Genomic DNA, 18,904 nt, shown 5'->3' with positions numbered 1-18,904 from the left:
CGCGGCGGTTTGGGGCCGAGATCCGGGGATCACCCCGCCTTGAGCGCCTCGAGACCAATGCGCACGGCGCGATTTGGGTTCTGCGCCAGAATTTTCGCCCCAAGCCTTTCGGCAAGTTTGGTGTGCCCTTTGACAACGGCGCGGTTGAACAATTCGCGTTGGTAGCGTGGCAAGTCGCGCCGGGCGCGCAGCAGGCGATAATAGTCCTGCGGGGTCAGAGTGCCGTTCAGGGCCCCAAGGATGATCGGGCTGAGAATACCCATCTGATTGAGCGCGCTGCCCAACCGATGCCCCAGAAGGGGCGCGCGCAGATGCTGTACATTCGGATGTTGGAAGCGTGTTGCATGTTGCGCATCGAGCGGCTCATAGGGATCATAGAGGATCGATACACGATGGGCCGCACGACTGACCTCGGCGGCATCCCCGTATTTTCCGGTAAAATCCCTATCCCACACAGTCTTGTAGCGGGTTTCCCAAGGGACGATGGATCTGTCGACCGTGCTCTGAGGCGAGATCGCAACCACATCACAACCGGGTGCCGCCGGCGCAAAGGCACAGGCCGCATAGCCCCCCATCGAAGCACCATAGAACACCACCCGGCGAAATTGTTTGAAGAAGCCTTCTTGCTGGAGCGTGTCGAACTGATCGCAAACCCATGGCTCGCGATACCATGTCCAGCCGCCTGCCAGAACGCCCAACATCGACCAGCCTTGGTCCTGAATGAAATTGTATCCCCAAGGGCGCCGATCCTCGCGCTTGGTCATGGCGATATCGAGATTGTCGAATGTGACAACCAGCGTATCCGGATCGCGGGGCATGAAGAGAAAGCTGTGCCCCTCTGGTCCCGCACGATACCAGCCGTCCCGTCCGGCCAACTGATGCGCGATCTGGTCCCAGTTGTCTTCGGTCGGTGCAACCTCTGGCGCCTTGGGCTGGAGACGAATGCGGGTGATCGGATGCCCGTCATCCTCGCGCGTCGAGAGGGCTGTGTAGGTGCCAAACGCCTTCAGAAACGGAAACGCCCCCGAGCCTTTGCGCACATCCATGAAGACGCGACTGTCCGCATGCAGACAGCGTTCGAGGAATTTCCCAAGGAACGGCACGTTGTGACGGTCGCCAAAGCCCGAGAGATTGCATAAGACATCCACCGGGCGCAGGTCCGACTCTGCGCGCAGGACCCGGATGCGGTCGGGGCTTACATCATTCTCGATCAGGAATGACATATAGCCCGCCAGCCATTCCTGATCACCGTCTTTGAATTTGCCGCGGCGGTTGCAGTTGATCAGCTGGATGTCGCAATCGAACTTGTGGTGCAGGGCCAGCATGAACCCGCGGGCCTGTCCGGTCAGATCTGCCGCTACCGTGACAGTGTCGAGGTCCAACTCGTCGATCAGGGCCCCTTCGAAAGTTGTGTTGCCACGCCCCTTGATCGGCGCCAGTGCTGGCGTGATGCCGGTCTCCTGCACCAGCTTCTCCAGATAGGATCCTTTGGGCGGAAGGCCGTTGTGAATATTGCCCAATTGACGCTTGTTCGAGGCCCAGAGGTGCAGCGCCGTGGTTTCCGGCGTGATCAGCCCCTCCGCCAGCTCCGCCCGCCGCAGGAACTTGAATCGTTCCGGAAAGGTGATCGGGTAAAAGGCGTTGAGCGGCTGCACATGCTCTTCCAGGCCCAATGCATGGACATAATGCGTGATCATCATCGGCCCCCAAACGCCCCAGGGTTGCTGCGAAACATGCACCGGTTTGCCCTTTTGCGCCTGTTTGCGCATCATCTCTTGCCGCTTGCGGGGCAGAAAAGGGGCGATGGAATAGCGATCCGACGTAAATTCCAGCATCTGCGCCAGAATCTCGCTGTCGGCGGGCAGGCCCAGCACCGCGTTGTTCACGCGACGCTCGCCCGGCAATTCATAGCCCAACACATAGTCGCTGTCATAGTCCATCGGGCGATGGCAATAGACATCGGTATCCACCCAGATCATGCCGGGGCATTTGTGGATCATGTGCAGGCGAAACCAGTCGGCAAAGAGTGCGTAGCTGTTCTTCTGCTCGTATTTTATGAAATCTTCGGTGTCGATGATCTCGCGCCCGTCGCGAAAGATGACCCCTGCGGGCATGTTCGGGATAGGTTCATAAGCGAAGAGGGTGATCTTCTGACCCTTGTCCACAAAGGACTTGAGGCAAATCTGTTCCAACCAACTCAGTGCACCGCCAATCCAGAGTGTTCCAACCTCGCGTATCCGTGCCACCAGAAACTCTCCTTTTAGCGCGCCATATCGCCGGCACAGTGCGATTTTGAGCAGATTAGACGCTCTGACCGGGTTTGTGAATCGTCAGAATGGGGGGCGTTGGCGAAATTGCGGGGTCGTGTCAGCGCCGCCATGCGGCTTGTCTTGGCGGGGATGCCCACGTTAAGGTGTCATCAAAACAAGGCGGCCAGATGGCGCACGTAAAGAGGCGGATATGAGCACAGAGACCTATACCGTCGTCTCGACGATGAAGAACGAGGCGCCCTATATCCTCGAATGGGTGGCGCATTACAAAACGCTCGGCTTCGATCATATTCTGGTCTGCACCAACGATTGCACCGATACGACGGTTGAGATCCTGCGGCGGCTGCAAGAGATGGGCCATGTCACGCAGCATGACACAGTTGTGCGCAAGGCGGGCATCCACCGCAGCGCCCTGCGGCAGGCCAGCCGCCGCTATGACATCGTGTTAAATGCCGCTTGGATTTTTGTGTGCGATGTCGACGAATTCCTCAATATTCATCTGGGTGACGGTTCTGTACGGGCGCTGGTCCAAGGGTCCGGCGCGGATGCGGATGTGATTTCGGTGCCGTGGCGTGTATTCGGACCGAATGGTGTCGGCCAGTTCGTCGACAAGCCCGTGACCGAACAATTCACCAAGGGCGAATATGAATGGGACGCCGAGACGCGGCCCAGTACCGGCAAGTTCGTCAAATCTCTCTACACCAATCAGCACAAGTTCCTGCGGATGGGCCTGCATGCGCCGGTGTCGCGGGAGGAGCATATTGCCACCGTCCGACGCGTGCTGCCCGGCGGCCTTGATTATGTCGTGAACGGGCGTCGCACGGACAATCCGCCTCTTTTTACGCATGCACAGGTGAACCACTATGCGTTGCGCTCGATGGACAGCTTCTTGGTCAAGCGTGCGCGCGGGCGGGCCAACCATTCGCATCACGTTCTGGGTAAGGAATATTGGGACAAGTTCAACCTGAACGATGAAACCGATGGGTCGATTGCGCGTTATGGCGAACAAACCTCGGAATGGCTGGAGCGTTTCAAACGGGATCCACAGTTGGCAGACTTGCACGCCAAAGGGGTTGAGTGGCACCGACGCAAGGCTGCGTCATTGCGGATGGACCCCGATATGGACGAGCTTGTAGAGGCGATTTCAGCCGATTTCGGCTAATGTGCGGTATCGCCTTGCAATTCCACGGTAAAGAACCACTCAGCCGTGGGGTCGCGTGATGCAACCTCGTCAGGGATCACGCCCGGACCGGATAGAAAGACATTCGATCCAAAGTGGCCGTGCAACCGCGACAGGCGTTCCATGCGGGGGCTGGTCAACTCCGCGAAGAAATTGCTGTAATTCTCGGTCGCGCGCAATTCGTCGATCTTTGCGCGGTGGCAGGCAACCGAATGGTGATGCGCTGCGGCAATTTCGGGGTCCTGCATCAGCCGATCCAATTCGGCCCGCATCATCGCAAGGCGCGGTTGAATAGAGAGGTCCTCTTGGAAATTGTTGTTCATGCGAAACCAGTAGGCGAGGCCTTGGTCGCGGTCCACATGGTTCACCCGGCCCCTATCACGCTTGACCAAAAAACTCTCGGCAGAGCGGACGGCGTAGTGATTGAGTTGCACGAGGTCGTAGCCATAGGTCTCGATCGTTGAGCGCCAGCCATTGCGATACATTTCGCGCGGCAGGGGCTTGCCCGATCCGTTTACCCAGTTGATCTCTTCCCAGAGTTGCGGGTTAAGCCCCTTGGGGCGATGTACCCCCAGTTTCTTGAACAAGCCGATATTCTGGAACAGGGTCTTGAGTCCCCAAGCCTGATGCGGCTTGCGCGCAAATTCCGGGGCGCAGCGCAGGAATTGTTCGGTAATGGGGCGATCGACATAGTCTCGAACATCGCCATTTCCAAAAAGCCGCCATGTCATCGCGATCATGTTGGCCTCTGGCACCGCCTTGAATAGCGCATCAAGCGTGCCGTCGCCGATCTTGATGTTGATGTACTCGTCCACGTCGATGCATGTAATCCAAGTGGCAGATTTGATCAGCAGCTCGCTCTCGGCGGATTGCAGAGCGGCATGTTGCGGGGGCAAGCCCATCTCGCGAAAGCGGTTGTCGCGGTGCTGTACCAATCCCTTGCGCTCCAGCAGTTGAAGCATGGTGTCGGTGCCGTCGACACAGTCGTTGGTGTAGACGAGGATGTCATCGAACCCTATCGCGCGGTGATAGGCCAGCCATTCGAGGATAAAAGGGCCTTCATTCTTCATCGTCGTAATGATCGCCGCGCGCCCGCGCCCGCAATGCAGCGGATCAGGGGCGATTTCGGGCATGCGCACCGGAGTATGGTCAAAGTAGGATTGCGCACGTTCCAGCAGCGGTGGATGCTCGATCAACGAGGATTTCGGCACGATCCGCGAGATCGATTGGGTTGGGTGGCGCAGCGCCATGTGCCGATAAAACCCCTGCGTGCGCGCCGCATCGGGGCGGGCATTGCCCACCCGCAGCAGACGCCAGACCGCATCCTTGGGCAGTTTCGCGGGCGCGAGGCACCAGCGCTGCCGCCCGCCGCCCGAATCGAATTGAACGCAGATATGATCGGCAAAGCGCGTGGGTTGACCATTGCGCACGCGCCAAGGATAGCAATGTCGCCCGATAAGCGCGATCAGTCCCCCGCGAGCGGCAACCGCACTGTCAAAGATCGTCTCGGGCCCTGTCGCGATCAGATCGTGAACGTCGATATTGGCCACGGCGCGGGCCTCTGCCAGAAAGCGGTGACGGGCAATTTCGTAATAGCTGAGCGCTCCGAGGGGCGACTCCCATGGTGCGGGCGCGGGGATTTCCATCCGGTCCTTGCCCGGCGCCTCTGGCACGCAAAAGGGATGCGCTTCGGGCGGGGCATCGGGATATCCCAGCGGCTGATCGCTCGTGAGCAGGATCACCGAGATGTCGAGGCCGCTCTCGCGGAGGCCGTCTCGCAGCGCGGGGGCAAATTCGCGGTCCGAGCCGGGACGCGCACGGTCGAGGATCACGGCACCCGTCATCCGCTGCTGATCGGCGTGGAACGCCAGCCATGTCAGAACGGTGGCGGCATCCTCTCCGTTGCGCACGGCAGCGATGGTGTCGCGCCCTTCAAGCAGGGATAATTCGGCTTCGGCTGGGGTCACGTCCATCACGCCGTTGGGCGTTTGAAACGCAAGGCGGCCTTCGGGCACGGAATAGACGAGGATAGGCGCACTGCCCACGCTCATTTCTGCTAGGAGCACGGCACCCTTTGGGGGTTCTATCAGGGCAGGGTCAACTTTGGGGGCTAAAAACAGTGTTATTCGCCGCTCGCCCTCGTGACGCGTTTCGACGGCATCGAGTAGGGCACCCCCCTCGAACATTTGGCTCGCCATACGGCGTTCGATCACTTGCCCGGTCATGAGTCGGTGCCACCTCTGGTCAAGTGCAGCTGTGCGGCCAAAAAGGCGTGCCCCTCTTCGGCGGAGGGGGGCGTGCTACCGGTTAGAAAGCCCACTCTGAACGCCAGGCGAACATAATCAATATCCTGCATCAGCGTTTGATAGCGGTTTGTGTGTGCCTGAAGACAGGCCGCATGCGCCGCTGCGACACCGGGTATGGCCATGAGTTGCTCGAACTCTTGCCGGGTCTGTCGCATCATGGGCATAATCTCTGTGGCGTCGACTGTATTCCAGTTGCGTTCGGCCCAATAGGCGATCCCGATTTCGCGGTCCATATGATTGGGCAATCCACGGGCACGCTTGAGCATGAATTCCTCGACCGAGCGGAGCGAATAGTGGTTGAGCCACGCCAATGCTGGGGCGTTGAGTGCGCCATAGAGCGAGATTGCGCTGTCACTGACCGCGAACCCCTCGGCAAGATGCCTGCCGTCCGGACCGATCCACCTTGCCGCATGAGCTTGGCGTGCGCGTGGGCGGTGGACGCCGGGCTGCCGAAAGGCACGCGGCCGGTGCAGCGTCTTGAAGAGATGGGCCAGCGGGAAATGCAGATCAAATGGTGCCGCGCGGGTGAAACGCTCTGGTGTCAGGCCTGCGGCACGTCGCTTGTGGCCGCCTGAGCCGAACAATCGCCACGGCAGGGCGAGGGCGTCGAATTGCCCGGCAAGCCGTTCGTAATCTGCAAGCAGGTCGTGCAGACTGTTGAAATGACCACACAGAAATTCGTCGCAGTCAAAGAAGAGCGCCCAGTCGGCCTTTTTGTACTCTTCGGTGTCGCGCAGGTGGCGCAACGCTTGCCATTGCACGGATTTGCCACCTTTTGGGGAAAATTCCACATGCAATATCCGCGGGTCCTGAGTGAGGAGGTTCAGCAATGCCGCGCTGCCATCGGTGCAGTCATGGCTGTAAACCAGCATCCTGTCAAAACCGAGGGCTAGATGGTGCGCCAGCCATTCAACGACATAGGGGCCATCATCGTGCAGACAGGTCATTCCCAGAATAGTCAATGCGATCCCCTGCTGTCTGGCTCGTATGGTTGGCGCGCTGATGGACACTATAGACAGGGCTGTGGATCAAAGTCACCCGAAGGGCGATGTCCTTTCGAAAATTCTCTTTCCGACTCGCAGGTGCGGCGGGCTGTGTTCACAGTGCGGCTTGGGTTGGTTCGCTAGAGGTATCCGCGCACAAGGCTTTCTGCGATCAGTGTCCAACCATCGGCAATAACAAAGAACGCCAGCTTGAAGGGCAAAGAGACGATGGCGGGCGGGACCATCATCATACCCATCGACATCAGGATGGCCGCGACCACAAGGTCGATGATCAAAAAGGGTAGAAAAACCAGAAAGCCAATTTGAAAGGCGCGTGCGATTTCCGAGAGCATGAAACTGGGAATAAGGATCGAGAGCGGCGCGTCCGGCCCTGCTGGAACGGTGGCTTTCTCTGGGCGCAGGGCGGCTATGGTTGCCAAAGTGTCAGGGTCTACGCGGCCGAACATGAACACCCGAAATGGTGCCAGTGTCCGCTCGATGGCGAGGTCGGTGGACAGGCGTTCCTGCAATAGCGGCTCGATCCCGGTCTCCCAAGCTTGGGTAAAGACGGGCTCCATCACGAAAAAGGTGAGAAAGAGCGCGAGACTCACGATCAGCATGTTCGGCGGGGATTGTTGCAGGCCGATCCCTTGTCTCAGGATAGAGAGAACCGTGACGACAAAGGGAAAGCACGTCACCATGATGGCAAGACCCGGCGCGAGGCTGAGCACCGTAATCAAGGCGATCAGTTGTAGCGTGCGTGCCGAGAGTGAGGCACCGTCACCCAAAGACAGGGTCAGATCCTGTGCCGCTGCACCGGAGGCATGCCCAGTCAGCAAAAGGACGCTCAGTCCGATGAGGATCAGACCTGCCCTCATCATAAACCATCCTGCAAATTAGCGACCTCTGTCACACGCACGGCAATCTGACCGTGTTGATCGCCTGCGATCTCTTCGAGTTGACCGCGCGCGATCAGGCGCTCGCCCACGTAGAGTTCGACAGCATCGTCAACACGCCGGTCGAGGATAAGAACCGCATTCTTGCCAAGTTTCAGAAGGTCCCGGATCAGCGGGCGCGCCTTTCCGACCGACACAGTGATCTCGATCGGGACCGAGGAAAACGGATTTTGCAGATCGTTGGGATAGGTTTCATTGCCGCCATTTTTGTCATCCATCATGCCACTATCCTTTGATTTTGCTGAAAAAATCCGGATATCGCGTGCTCAATTCTTAGCAGGACGTCCGGCATATCGAGGGCGCGTTCGCTCTCGCCCAAGCGCACGAAAACCTGGCCGCCTGCCAAGGTTTGATCCTCTGTCAAGGTGCAGGCAAGATCAGGCATCTCGGCGCTCAGGCGGCGCAGGATCGCGAGGTCCGTGGGGCCGGCTGTAAGCTGAACCGGCTGACGCCCGTTGGCTTCGAGCAAGTCGTGGAGGATTTCGGTCACATGCGGGACCAGCATCGCGTGACTGAGCGGTGGTAGGACCGTTTCTGTGATCTGCTGTAAAAGCCGTTGCATCGCCTCCATGATCTCGGCGCGCACTTCTTCATAGGTAAAGCCGATGTCCTGCAGGTTCTGGACAAGATCGGCGGTGATCCTGCGGCCATCCTCGACCTGCGATTTCACACAATCGTCCCACCCCGCCTGATAGCCTTTCTCGAAGGCTGCGAGGCGTTCTTCCTCGAGCGAGACATCCGTGATCGCGACGGGCTTGCCCTGAGAAAGCGATCCGAAATCGTTCAAGAGATGTGCAATCGACATCAAACCCTCTCCTCTTCGCCTTCCAGCCAGTTGCGCAGGATTTCAACCGTTTCCTCTTGGCGTTGACCGATCAGCGCGCGCAGGCGTGCGACCGGATCGTCTGTGCTGTCATCAAGACGCTGGCGCAGACCTGCTTGCGGTGTCTCTGACACATCGGACAGACCGGCGACGTCGATGTCGCCGTCGTCGATCACGCCAGAAAGGGGCGTGAGCGCAGGCTCTGGCTCCGGAACCCGCCGTGCTGGGGCGTTCAGTTGAGAGGCGGGCTGAAGGGCGGGGCGCGAGAGGATCGGACGCAGTACAAAAAGGCCCAGCACAAGAGCTACGATGGCCAGAACCAGCGATTGCACCAAGGTCATCGTGTCGATGGCAAGACGCTCAAGCAAGCCTGTTTCGACGAGCGTACCGACAGGCTCGGTAGGTTGGAATTGCAAGCTGCGAATCGTCAACGCGTCGCCGCGCGCTTCGTCCAGACCCACCGCAGAAGCAACGAGATCGCTAAGCGCGGTCAGCTCCTCTGCGGGGCGCGGCGCAAAGATTGGTGTGCCGCTTGCGTCGGGGGTGATGATCCCGTTGATCAGAACCGCAACTGTCATGCGCTTGATCGCACCGGGTTGCTGGATGATCTCGCGCTCGGTGCTGGACACTTCGTAGTTCACGCGTTCGCGCGTCTCGGTGTTCTCGCTGGCCGATGTTCCGCCTGCGGCCGCATCCCCGTCCGGCAGGTTGGAGGCGACTGTAACGCTAGTGTCGCTGCCGCTTGAGGTATTCGCGCGTTCTTCGGTATCCGTGCTTATGGCAACACGCCCTTCGGGGTCAAATCGCCGCTCGCGGGTCGATTCGGTTTGCGTGACGGTTTCTAGAGCGATCTCGACGACTGCATTGCCTGGCCCGACGCGCGCCTCAAGCAGACGCTGTGCGCGTAGGCGCAAACCCTCTGCGCGTTCATCCGAGGTGTTGGCCTTGGTTTCCTCGGTACCGCTCACCAAGGCCCCCTCAGCATCAATGATGGAAACATCGTCAGGCGTAAGATCGGCAACCGCAGATGCGACGAGAAATTGCAGCGCGCGCGCATGTTTGGCGGAGATCTCGGCCCCGTTTGTGGTAATCGACACAGAAGCGGACCTGCGTATATTTCGCTGAAATGGATTGGCACCGGTCGAGGCGATATGAACCCGTGCCGCCAGAATCGCCGGATGCGAGACGATCGTACGCGCCAATTCACCTTCCTTGGCGCGCCAGTAGGCTGCGTCGAACATCTGTGATGTGGTGCCAAAGCCCGACAAACCATCGAGCAGCTCATAGCCGCTCGTGCCCGAGCGCGGGAGACCCTCGCCGGCCAGGATCATGCGCAGTTCATCCCGCCGAGTCGCGTCGACGAGAATCGCATCGTTGCGCACTTGATATTGGACCCCTTGCTGCTCAAGCGCCGCGACAACCTCGCCCGCAGCCCCACTTTCGAGGCCTGCGTAAAGCAAGGTCATGCTGGGCGTGGATGCCATGCGTGCAAGGGCCAGAACCGCCCAGAACATCACGACTGCCGCGCCGATGACGATGATGCGATTGCGCAGGGTCAGCGCTTTCCAGAGTTTCGTGATCTGCTGCACAGCATGCCCTCCGCTACCTTGAGTTCCAGTAATGTTCCGATGTCATCATTCCTGCATCAGGCTTAACAATCGGTTAGTTTCTGTGGGTCTATAAGGGTTTATCGACAGCAGGATGGATGAGCATGCCAGAGACTGGAGAATTGGAGACAACAGCCGTGGCGAGGCCGTCAAAGAGGCCATTGATGATCGGACTGGTCTTGTCGCTCTTGGGGGCGACCGCGGGATTTTACACCATGTGGTCTGGCTTGATCCCGCTTGGCGGGGGTCACGAACCTGTTGCCGAGGCGCCTGTTGAAGGGGCGACCGATCCCGGCCTGCCGACAGTTGAATTGGCCTTTGTGCCGGTGGTTCCTGTGGTTGTTTCGGTGGGGCAGGGGGCCGCGCGGTCGCATCTGCGATTCGCCGCTGAACTGGAGGTGAAGGCCGCCCACAAGTCGCATGTCGAAAAGCTGATGCCGCGCATCGTCGATGTGACGAATACCTATCTGCGCGCGCTCAAGCTAGCGGATCTCGAAGACGCTCAGGCCTTGATTCGCCTGCGCGCGCAGCTTTTGCGCCGCATGCAGGTCGTGACCGGGGCCGGGCGGATCAACGATCTGTTGATCATGGAATTCGTTTTGAACTGAGGAGCGCGCATATGGAAATGATTTCGGATATTTTGCTCGTTGCGGGCGCAATCGGGGCGGGGGTCTATTGCTTTGTGCTGGCCCGACGGCTCAACCATTTCAACGATCTCGAAACCGGCATGGGCGGTGCGGTGGCGGTGCTTTCGGCGCAGGTTGACGATCTGACACGAACGCTTCAGGCGGCGCGGCAGACGGCGGACGGGTCCACCCGTTCTCTTGTTAACGTCACTGAACGTGCCGAAGATGTGGCACGGCGGCTCGAGCTTCTGGTGGCTGCGATGCACGATCTGCCCCATCAAGAGGGACCACCCCCACCTCATCGCCAAAAGCCCGTCAGCCCCCCGGTTGCCGAGACTGGGCCCGTTTTCAAGCGCCATCACGAACCGGCGCGAGGGGCTGCCCAATGATCTGGCGCTCCTCCTCAACCAAGCCATCTGCGCGATCAAGACCCGCACGCGGCGTGCTTTTAATTCTCTCGACCTTTTTGATGGCATCAGCCTTGCTGCGGTTTGGCGATGGTATCGGCGGGGCCTTTGCCCTCGCGTCAGAGCCGATAGAAGAGAGCAGCACGCTTCCCGCAAAGGACTGCGAAACGCCGGAAGATATGAAAGTCCTGCTTGAAGCGCTGCAAGAGCGCGGGCGCGCGCTTGAGGAGCGAGAGGCGGCCGTGCGAAACAGGGAACAAGCCCTCAAACTGGTCGAGCAGGAGGTTGGCCAAAAGATCACGGCACTGACGTCTGCCGAAGAGGATTTGCGCCGCATGATCGCGCTCACGGAAAATGCCGCTGAGAATGACGTGGTGCAGCTCACCAAGGTCTACGAGTCGATGAAGCCCAAACAGGCGGCCGCACTCTTTGAGGAAATGGACCCGGTCTTTGCTGCCGGATTCCTTGCCCGCATGCGCCCCGACTCCGCGGCCGATGTGCTCGCTGGGCTGTCGCCCGGTGCGGCACATGGCATCAGCGTGATCCTCGCGGGGCGCAATGCCACCGCGCCTCGGGAATGAAGGCGGACCGTCAGGGTTTGTTAACGGCTTGATGGCAGTCTCGGATCAGGGATTGCCTTTGGGGAACACGATGGTCGGGATTATCGGGATTGTCATAATTTTCGTCATGGTCTTTGGTGGTTATATGGCCGCCGGGGGCAAGCTTGGGATCATACTCAAGGCGTTGCCGTTCGAATTCATGATGATCGGTGGGGCGGCTATCGGAGCCTTTCTCATTAGTAATGACGGACCTGCGATCAAGCACACACTCAGAGATGTGGCCAAGGTCTTCAAGGGACCGAAATGGAAGCCGCAGGATTACCGGGATTTGCTCTGTCTTTTATTCGAGTTGATCCGTTTGGGTCGGCAGAACCCAATCGCCGTCGAAGAGCATATCGAGGCCCCAAAGGATTCGGCAATCTTCTCGAAATACCCCAAGATTTTGGCCGATGCAGAGGCTGTGGCCCTGATCAGCGACACGCTGCGCTCGGCCTCCATGAATTATGACGATCCGCATCAGGTGGAAGAGGTTCTGGAAAAGCGGATGGAGGCCACTCTTCACCATGCCCTGCACTCGAGCCATGCCCTGCAAACCATGGCCGATGGCTTGCCCGCTTTGGGGATTGTTGCCGCTGTCCTGGGGGTCATCAAGACGATGGCGTCGATTGACCAGCCACCGGAAATCCTTGGCAAGATGATTGGTGGCGCGTTGGTTGGGACCTTTTTGGGCGTCTTCCTCTCGTACGGGCTGGTCGGGCCCTTCGCGGCCAAAGTCAAGGACGTGGTCGAGGAGGACGGGCATTTCTATCAACTGATCCGCGAAGTGCTGGTGGCCAATCTGCATAACCATGCCACAAATATCTGCATTGAAGTGGGGCGGCAAAACACACCAAACCACAAGCGTCCAAGTTTCAACGAGTTGGAAGAGGCATTGAAATCTCTCAAGCAGGAGGCGGCATGATCCGGGCGTGGGTCACAGTGTTGTTCCTGTCTCTATGGGCCATTCCAGCGCTTGCTCAAAACGTTGTGGTGCGCTCGGGAGAGCATGAGGGGTTTACGCGGCTGGTGCTGGATTTTCCAGCGCGACGCGACTGGCAGGGCCAAGCCCGCGAGGATGGCATCACGATTACCTTTTCCGGCCAGAGCCCCGCATTTGACCTGAGCCGAGCCTTTGACCGGCTGACCCAAGGGCGGCTTGCCGCGATTGACGCTCCGGACGGCTCTGGACAACTGGACCTGACATTTGGCTGTGACTGCACAACGCGGACGTTCTGGCATTCCGGGTCTATGCTGGTGATTGACATTCTCACATTTGCCACCACCGAAATGCCGCCGGCGCAAACAAAGGAAGCGCGTGCGGCAGAGGACGAGACCGCTGGCCTCGTGCTGTCGATGATGGCGCGGCCCGAGTCTTCGGCGGCCAGATTGGTGGCATCGGGCATAGCCCCGCCTCTAGGCATGACGCAGACCGGCATGCCTCCCATCGCGTCTGCGCCGGATGATATATTGCGGACGGCGCGGCGGACCCTTCTGGAGCAGATCGCCCAGTCAGCCAATCAGGGACTGGTCGAGCCTGTACGCTTGCTCGACCATGTTGCAGAGCCATTGTCCCCCCCAACACCTCTAAGTGCGACGGTCGAGACTATGCCGCCTGACGACATGGCACCGGGTACCGAGTCTCGCTTGATCAAAGTTTTGCCTTTGGCCCCGGGCGACAATCTCCGGGTGATGGGCGCAATCGACGGCGCTCCAAAACTGGCCTTGTTCTCTGCGCCGTCCGACACACCCACGACCGCCTGTCTGCCAGAGGCCACTCTGGACGTCGCGACCTGGGGAGAACGGGCACCGCTACCGGAGCAGATAGGTGATCTCTGTCCTCGACTTTCGGGGGAATTCGATGTTGTCGATCCAGAAATCGCGCTGCAACTTGCAAGGCTCTACATCTATTTCGGATTTGGCCGAGAGGCGCTGCAAGTGGTGTCGTTGATCCCGTCTGATGCCCAGGAGGTCTCGGTTCTCCTAGAATTGGCGGCGGTGGTTGACGACCCAGATGTCGCGCCATCAGTGACCCGCCTCAAGCAAGATCTGGGATGCAGTGGGCGCAGCGCCTTATGGGCTGCGCTGGCGCATGAGGCAATTCCAGAGGGCGAATTGCTCGACCATCCGGCGATCCTACGTGGGTTTGCAGAATTACCCGAGCACCTGCGTCGACATCTTGGCCCGACGCTTGCCCGCAAGCTGCTGGCGGCCAAGCATCGTGAAACATCGGATATGATCTTGCGGGGTCTTGCGCCGACGCACTTGCCGGGCACCGCAGGCGAAAAAATCGCAAGAGCAGAGCTTGCGATGGCAGACGATGATTTCGACGCGGCCGAGCAAAGCCTGAAAGGCTCTTTGTCGCGGAATGATGCGGACTCTGCGCAGGCTCTGTCAGTTCTGATCAAATCCCGAATCTCTCGGGGGCAAGCCATAGACTACGACACCGCACAACTGGCCGCCGCTCTCTATCAAGAGGCCCGTGGAACCCCGCTGGGTCAAGACCTTGGGCGCTCTTATTTGCTGGCTCTGACCGCATCGCGATCCTACCACGAAGCCTTTGCTGAATTTGATCGCGTCAGCCCTGATTTGCCGATCGAAACGGCAAAGGAAACGCGCAATGAGATGTTGCACCTGCTTGTCGCACATGCCGAGGATCTGGCGTTCCTCCGACAGACCCTGAATGAGCCTAAGGCAAATTTCTCAATGATGCCTGCCGATCTGAACCGGCGGATCGTGGAGCGCGTGTTGACCTTGGGGTTTGCCGATCTTGCGGATGCGCTTCTCAATACGGCACCGCCGCCGGAAAAAGACCCGCAGTATCGGCTCTTGAAGGCAGAAATTGCGCTGGCCCGGGGACGTCCGCACCTCGTGGAGGCAGAGATCATCGGTCTTGCCTCGCCTGAGGCCGACACCCTGCGCGCCCGCGCCCGGACCGCTCTTGGAGATTACGCCGGAGCAATGCGCTATGCAAAGGGGCTTAAAGATGAGGCCGCAAAGCAGAAAGCCGCATGGCTTTCACGGGATTGGCAAAGTCTCTTGTCCTCGGGTGACCCGTCGCAGCAAAAGCTGGCCCAAGCCATGACGCAAGCTGCGCCAGACAAATCCGGCGGAGTTCTGTCTTTCAATCGACAATTGATTGATCAAAGCGTTGCTGCCCGCTCCGCTTTGAGCGCGCTGTTGGCGAGTACCGAAATTTCCATTTCCCCCTGACAATCGGGCAACAAGTTACCGAATCGCAAGAGATAGGGCGCAGGCTGGTCGTGGAGATTCCGAGAGCGTGAGCGCTAAAGCGAAAGAACGCCAGCGTCGAGGCCTTGGTCGCAACTAAACTTGGAGCGTTAATGGCTGACCTTCTGATCATAGGCCGCTTTGTTGGTGGACAGCCTGTGTCTGGCAAACTTCTGGCGCACATAGGGAGCGGAGCAGAGCAAACGCATGACCGTAGAGTTTTACAATCTGTCCCTATCAACCGGGTAAAGAAAGGTCTGACCCGTTTATGGTGCCTGCTATGGCACCTAACGATCTACTGTTTTATGGGCGCGGTACAGGCCATGGCGACCCCCGTCGATCTTTGTGATGACGCGGCCCGGCACGCGGCGGGAAAAGCGGATGTTCCCACAAATGTGCTGCGCGCGATTGCCAAGGTTGAAACGGGCCGTTTCGTGGCGGGCGAATTTCAGGCTTGGCCTTGGACCGTGAACTTGGAGGGCGACGGCTATTGGTTCGAGAGCGAAGCGGCGGCGCATGCCTTTGTGCGCGGCGCCTATGCTCGCGGTGTCCGCAGTTTCGACATTGGGTGCTTTCAGATCAACACTCGGTGGCACGCTGCAGCGTTCGACTCGTTTGAGAGCATGTTCGATCCAAGGGAGAATGCGCTGTACGCTGCGCGATTTTTGGGTGACTTGCGGCGTGAGATGGGCACTTGGTCCAAGGCGATTGGGGCCTATCATTCCCGGCAACCGCAGCGCGCCCAAGGCTATCGCGAACGGGTCGAAGATATCCGCGCCGGGCTAGACGGCATCCCGCCCCAAGAATCTGAGACAACTACGCGGCAGTGGCCCGCCGAGCCTGTTCTGTCCCGGAACGGCTATCCGCTGTTGCAGAATTCGAATGGTGTCTCGCGTCGGGGCTCTCTCGTGCCGATGGGGGAAACTCGGGGCTACATGATCCGTCTCGATCAAACAGTCGCGGTAGGTTTCTAAGGCATGACCGGCCTATCCATCAAATCGGTATTTCAACCAACGGTCCTTCTGGCACTCGCCCTTATGGCCGTGATCGTGATGATGATCCTGCCCGTTCCGGCATGGATGCTGGATGTCGGCCTGGCCGCGTCCTTTGCTCTTGCGATCCTGATCTTCACGATCACGCTCTTTATCGACAGGCCACTCGATTTTTCCGCATTCCCGACAATCCTGCTGGCGTCCTTGATGCTCCGACTGGCGCTCAACGTCTCCTCGACCAAGCTGATCATCGGAGAGGGCCACACCGGCGCAGATGCCGCCGGAGAGGTGATTGAGGGATTTGCCAATTTCATCATTGGCGGCAATGTGCTGTTGGGGCTCGTCGTGTTTCTGGTGCTGTTGATCGTCAATTTCCTGGTGATTACAAAAGGAGCCGCGCGCATGGCGGAAGTGGGCGCGCGCTTTGCCCTCGATGCCATGCCGGGCAAACAACTTGCTATTGACAGTGACATGTCTGCGGGCGCCATCAGTCATCATGAGGCCAAGGAACGACGAGAGAGGGAGCAACAAGAAACCACCTTTTTCGGATCGCTTGATGGAGCCTCGAAATTCGTCAAGGGCGATGCGGTTGCGGGCCTTTTGATCACGCTCCTGAACTTTCTGGTTGGTCTCGTGATCGGCATCGCGATGCATGACATGCCGATCGGTCAAGCCTTTGAAACCTATACGATCCTGACAATCGGCGACGGGCTCGTCACGCAGATTCCAGCGGTAATTATCTCGATTGCTGCCGCTCTGCTGCTGGCTCGGGGCGGCAACAAGGGCGCGACGGATCTTGCGATTTCCGAGCAGATTGGCCGTCATCCAAGGGCGCTCGCAACGGTTGCGGTCTTGATGGGGCTTTTCGCGCTCGTTCCGGGCCTTCCGTTTGTGCCTTTTCTCCTCGGCGGCGTTGGGTTGGCCGCGTTGGCCTTTGCCAGCCATCGCAGCCGGGTCTTGAGCGCGGCTTCCCCGGCCGAGGATACTGCCCCAGCAATCGCGCCGGTCAGGTCGATGGGCGATATTCTGGAGTTGGATGATATTCATGTGGAATTTGCCCCGGACCTCGTCAACATGGTGCTTGATCCCGGCGTCGGTCTTGAGGCGCGCATCACCAATATGCGCCAGTATATTGCAACGACATATGGGATAATTCTCTCGGATATCCGGTTGACCGATGATCCCGGGATGCCGCCCGGCAGCTACCTGATCCGCATTCAAGGGGTCGAGCGGGCGCGGGCGTTCTTGCGGGATAATCACGTTCTCGCTCTCGATCCCGAGCACTATCCTTCGCTGGCACCGGGTGAAACGGTCAAAGAACCGGTTTATGGCGCACCGGCACGTTGGATACCGGCATCCGAACAGGATCGCGCGGCGCTCTGCGGGGTCACTTTGGTTGCGCCGCCCGAGGTGCTGGCAACCCATCTGCTCGAGGTGATTCGCCGCAATCTAAGTCGATTGCTGACCATGAAGGCCATGCGGCGTCTGCTCGATGAAATGGTGAACCTCTCTGACAAGGGCAGGTCAGAGGCCAATCGCAAGCTGCTCGAAGACATGATCCCGGACCGGGTTGCACCAGATCTGCTGCATGCCGTGCTGCGTCTCTTGCTGGCAGAGCAGGTCTCGATCCGAAACCTGCCGCTCATTCTTGAGGCCATTGCCGAATCCCGCCACTTGGGGTCCCAACCCGAGACGATATGCGAGCATGTGCGCCAGAGGCTTGGGTTTCAGTTGGTGGCCGGGTTGCAACGCCCCGATGGCAGCCTGCCCCTGATCCAGCTTGCTCCGGAATGGGAGGATACATTTGCAACCTATGAGGTGAACAGCGAGCGGGGTCGTTCCGACGTTGCCTTGCCACCAGAGCAATTCAGCGCGCTCACGGCCGGAGTCGCCGAACAGGTGCAACTGGCCGGGGAAAGGGGACTATCGCCTGCCCTCGTCACCTCGACCTTGCGACGCCGGTTTCTGCGCACGCTCTTGAGTGCGAGGAATGTCAACGTCCCGGTTCTAAGCTTTGAAGAAATTGGATTCGAGGTCAAACCGTCGCTTGTTGGGGTAGTGCGCTCGTGACGCCCTTTGCCCAAGTCTTTGAACTGTCGATTGACATGCTTTGGCTGCATGTAGGCGTATTCCTGCGGGTGGCGCCGATCATCGGGCTTTTGCCGGGAATTGGCGAGGCCTCTGTTCCGATGCGGATCAAGTTGGTTATTGTCATCGCGTTTACGATGATCGTGGCCCCCGTGCTGTCGCCAGATCTAACGGCACAGGTGCATTCGCCGACTGTGGGCTTTATCCTGTCCGAAACGATCATCGGTCTCGCTCTCGGTCTCGCCTTACGGCTCTTTCTGATGGCCTTGCAGATGGCAGGGTCAATTGCGGCGCAGTCAACCTCCCTGGCGCAGATCCTTGGGAATGTCGGACAAACGCCGCTCCCGGCCATTGGTCACCTGCTCGCAACGGGGGGCGTGGCCCTCATGATGATCATGGGAGTGCATGTCCGCGTGACAGAGATGATCGTGCTCAGTTACACGGTTTTTCCTGTTGGGGAGCCCCCGGATATCGGTGCCCTGTCGCAATGGGGCGTGGCCCGGATTGCGCAGGCGTTTTCCTTTGGCTTCTCCCTTGCCGCGCCCTTTGTTCTTGTCTCGGTTCTCTACAACCTTACTCTGGGCATCATCAATCGGGCGATGCCGCAGTTGATGGTTGTTCTGGTTGGGGCCCCGGTGATCATGGCCCTTACACTTTTTCTGCTGATGTTGGTGGTGCCCACGATGCTGATGGTTTGGGTCGAGGCATTGCAGAATTTTGTCGCGAACCCGTTCGGAGGATAGCGATGGAAGGGCAAGAGGACGACTCCGACAAGACGCTCGAGGCGACACAGCACAAGCTGGATGAGGCCCGCAAGAAAGGTGAGTTCGCGCGTTCTG

General features: G+C 59.1%; 16 protein-coding genes. 9 read left to right on the top strand and 7 right to left on the bottom strand.

The genetic code is table 11. The features are described from left to right. Nucleotides 1-29: 29 nt before the first annotated feature. Nucleotides 30-2,246 carry a hypothetical protein gene (locus AACZ65_RS12410; protein WP_339671294.1) on the bottom strand — a complete coding sequence of 739 codons (2,217 nt, stop codon included), beginning with the start codon at nt 2,244-2,246 and terminating at the stop codon, nt 30-32. A 214-nt stretch (nt 2,247-2,460) separates the two neighbouring features. Here AACZ65_RS12410 and AACZ65_RS12405 point away from each other — a divergent pair, with 214 nt between their 5' ends. Further along, nucleotides 2,461-3,432 (top strand): glycosyltransferase family 2 protein, encoded by a 972-nt coding sequence (locus AACZ65_RS12405; RefSeq protein ID WP_037276727.1) that lies wholly within the window; start codon nt 2,461-2,463, stop codon nt 3,430-3,432. Here AACZ65_RS12405 and AACZ65_RS12400 read toward each other — a convergent pair. From AACZ65_RS12400 to fliF, 6 genes are all read right to left on the bottom strand, one after another. Further along, entirely contained in the window at nt 3,429-5,516 is a 2,088-nt protein-coding gene (locus AACZ65_RS12400; protein ID WP_339671292.1) for a glycosyltransferase family 2 protein, read from the bottom strand. The two genes, AACZ65_RS12405 and AACZ65_RS12400, sit on opposite strands and share 4 nt — an antisense overlap. Before the next feature lie 155 nt (nt 5,517-5,671). Beyond that, nucleotides 5,672-6,718, bottom strand: coding sequence for a glycosyltransferase family 2 protein (locus tag AACZ65_RS12395; protein ID WP_339671290.1), 1,047 nt, complete (start codon nt 6,716-6,718; stop codon nt 5,672-5,674). A gap of 161 nt (nt 6,719-6,879) precedes the next feature. Next, a complete protein-coding gene (gene fliP, locus AACZ65_RS12390) occupies nt 6,880-7,617 on the bottom strand; it encodes a flagellar type III secretion system pore protein FliP (RefSeq protein WP_339671288.1) in 738 nt (245 codons plus the stop codon). Further along, the gene (locus AACZ65_RS12385) at nt 7,617-7,913 is read right to left on the bottom strand and encodes a FliM/FliN family flagellar motor C-terminal domain-containing protein (protein WP_339671450.1); all 297 of its coding nucleotides are present in this window, start codon (nt 7,911-7,913) and stop codon (nt 7,617-7,619) included. Before AACZ65_RS12385 ends, fliP begins: the two co-directional genes overlap by 1 nt. Next, nucleotides 7,913-8,500 (bottom strand): flagellar biosynthesis protein, encoded by a 588-nt coding sequence (locus tag AACZ65_RS12380; protein WP_339671286.1) that lies wholly within the window; start codon nt 8,498-8,500, stop codon nt 7,913-7,915. Before AACZ65_RS12380 ends, AACZ65_RS12385 begins: the two co-directional genes overlap by 1 nt. Continuing rightward, the gene (fliF, locus tag AACZ65_RS12375) at nt 8,500-10,107 is read right to left on the bottom strand and encodes a flagellar basal-body MS-ring/collar protein FliF (RefSeq protein WP_339671283.1); all 1,608 of its coding nucleotides are present in this window, start codon (nt 10,105-10,107) and stop codon (nt 8,500-8,502) included. Before fliF ends, AACZ65_RS12380 begins: the two co-directional genes overlap by 1 nt. Nucleotides 10,108-10,229: 122 nt before the next feature. On the opposite strand from fliF, the gene AACZ65_RS12370 reads away from it, so the two are divergent. The 8 genes from AACZ65_RS12370 (at nt 10,230) to AACZ65_RS12335 (ending at nt 18,808) form a co-directional block, all read left to right on the top strand. Continuing rightward, the gene (locus AACZ65_RS12370) at nt 10,230-10,733 is read left to right on the top strand and encodes a flagellar basal body-associated FliL family protein (RefSeq protein WP_339671282.1); all 504 of its coding nucleotides are present in this window, start codon (nt 10,230-10,232) and stop codon (nt 10,731-10,733) included. An 11-nt stretch (nt 10,734-10,744) separates the two neighbouring features. Next, nucleotides 10,745-11,140 carry a hypothetical protein gene (locus tag AACZ65_RS12365; RefSeq protein WP_339671280.1) on the top strand — a complete coding sequence of 132 codons (396 nt, stop codon included), beginning with the start codon at nt 10,745-10,747 and terminating at the stop codon, nt 11,138-11,140. 80 nt (nt 11,141-11,220) lie between these two features. Continuing rightward, nucleotides 11,221-11,739: a hypothetical protein gene (locus AACZ65_RS12360; protein ID WP_339671278.1), complete on the top strand. Its 519-nt coding sequence runs from the start codon at nt 11,221-11,223 to the stop codon at nt 11,737-11,739. 70 nt (nt 11,740-11,809) lie between these two features. Then, a complete protein-coding gene (gene motA / locus AACZ65_RS12355; protein WP_339671448.1) occupies nt 11,810-12,679 on the top strand; it encodes a flagellar motor stator protein MotA in 870 nt (289 codons plus the stop codon). A 497-nt stretch (nt 12,680-13,176) separates the two neighbouring features. Then, complete coding sequence (locus tag AACZ65_RS12350; RefSeq protein WP_339671276.1) at nt 13,177-14,967, top strand: hypothetical protein; 1,791 nt, start codon at nt 13,177-13,179, stop codon at nt 14,965-14,967. 341 nt (nt 14,968-15,308) lie between these two features. Beyond that, entirely contained in the window at nt 15,309-15,959 is a 651-nt protein-coding gene (locus tag AACZ65_RS12345) for a lytic transglycosylase domain-containing protein (RefSeq protein ID WP_102106039.1), read from the top strand. A 3-nt stretch (nt 15,960-15,962) separates the two neighbouring features. Beyond that, nucleotides 15,963-18,047, top strand: coding sequence for a flagellar biosynthesis protein FlhA (gene flhA, locus AACZ65_RS12340; protein ID WP_339671273.1), 2,085 nt, complete (start codon nt 15,963-15,965; stop codon nt 18,045-18,047). Continuing rightward, nucleotides 18,044-18,808, top strand: a complete 765-nt coding sequence (locus AACZ65_RS12335) for a flagellar biosynthetic protein FliR (RefSeq protein ID WP_339671271.1) — start codon at nt 18,044-18,046, stop codon at nt 18,806-18,808. The genes flhA and AACZ65_RS12335 overlap by 4 nt, the downstream gene beginning before the upstream one ends. Nucleotides 18,809-18,904: the final 96 nt, after the last annotated feature.

Origin of the sequence: uncultured Roseovarius sp., from assembly GCF_963972555.1 — a bacterium.
Lineage (GTDB): Bacteria > Pseudomonadota > Alphaproteobacteria > Rhodobacterales > Rhodobacteraceae > Roseovarius > Roseovarius mucosus.
Note: the sequence above shows the minus strand (reverse complement) of the source record. Positions and strands in the feature narration are given on the sequence as shown.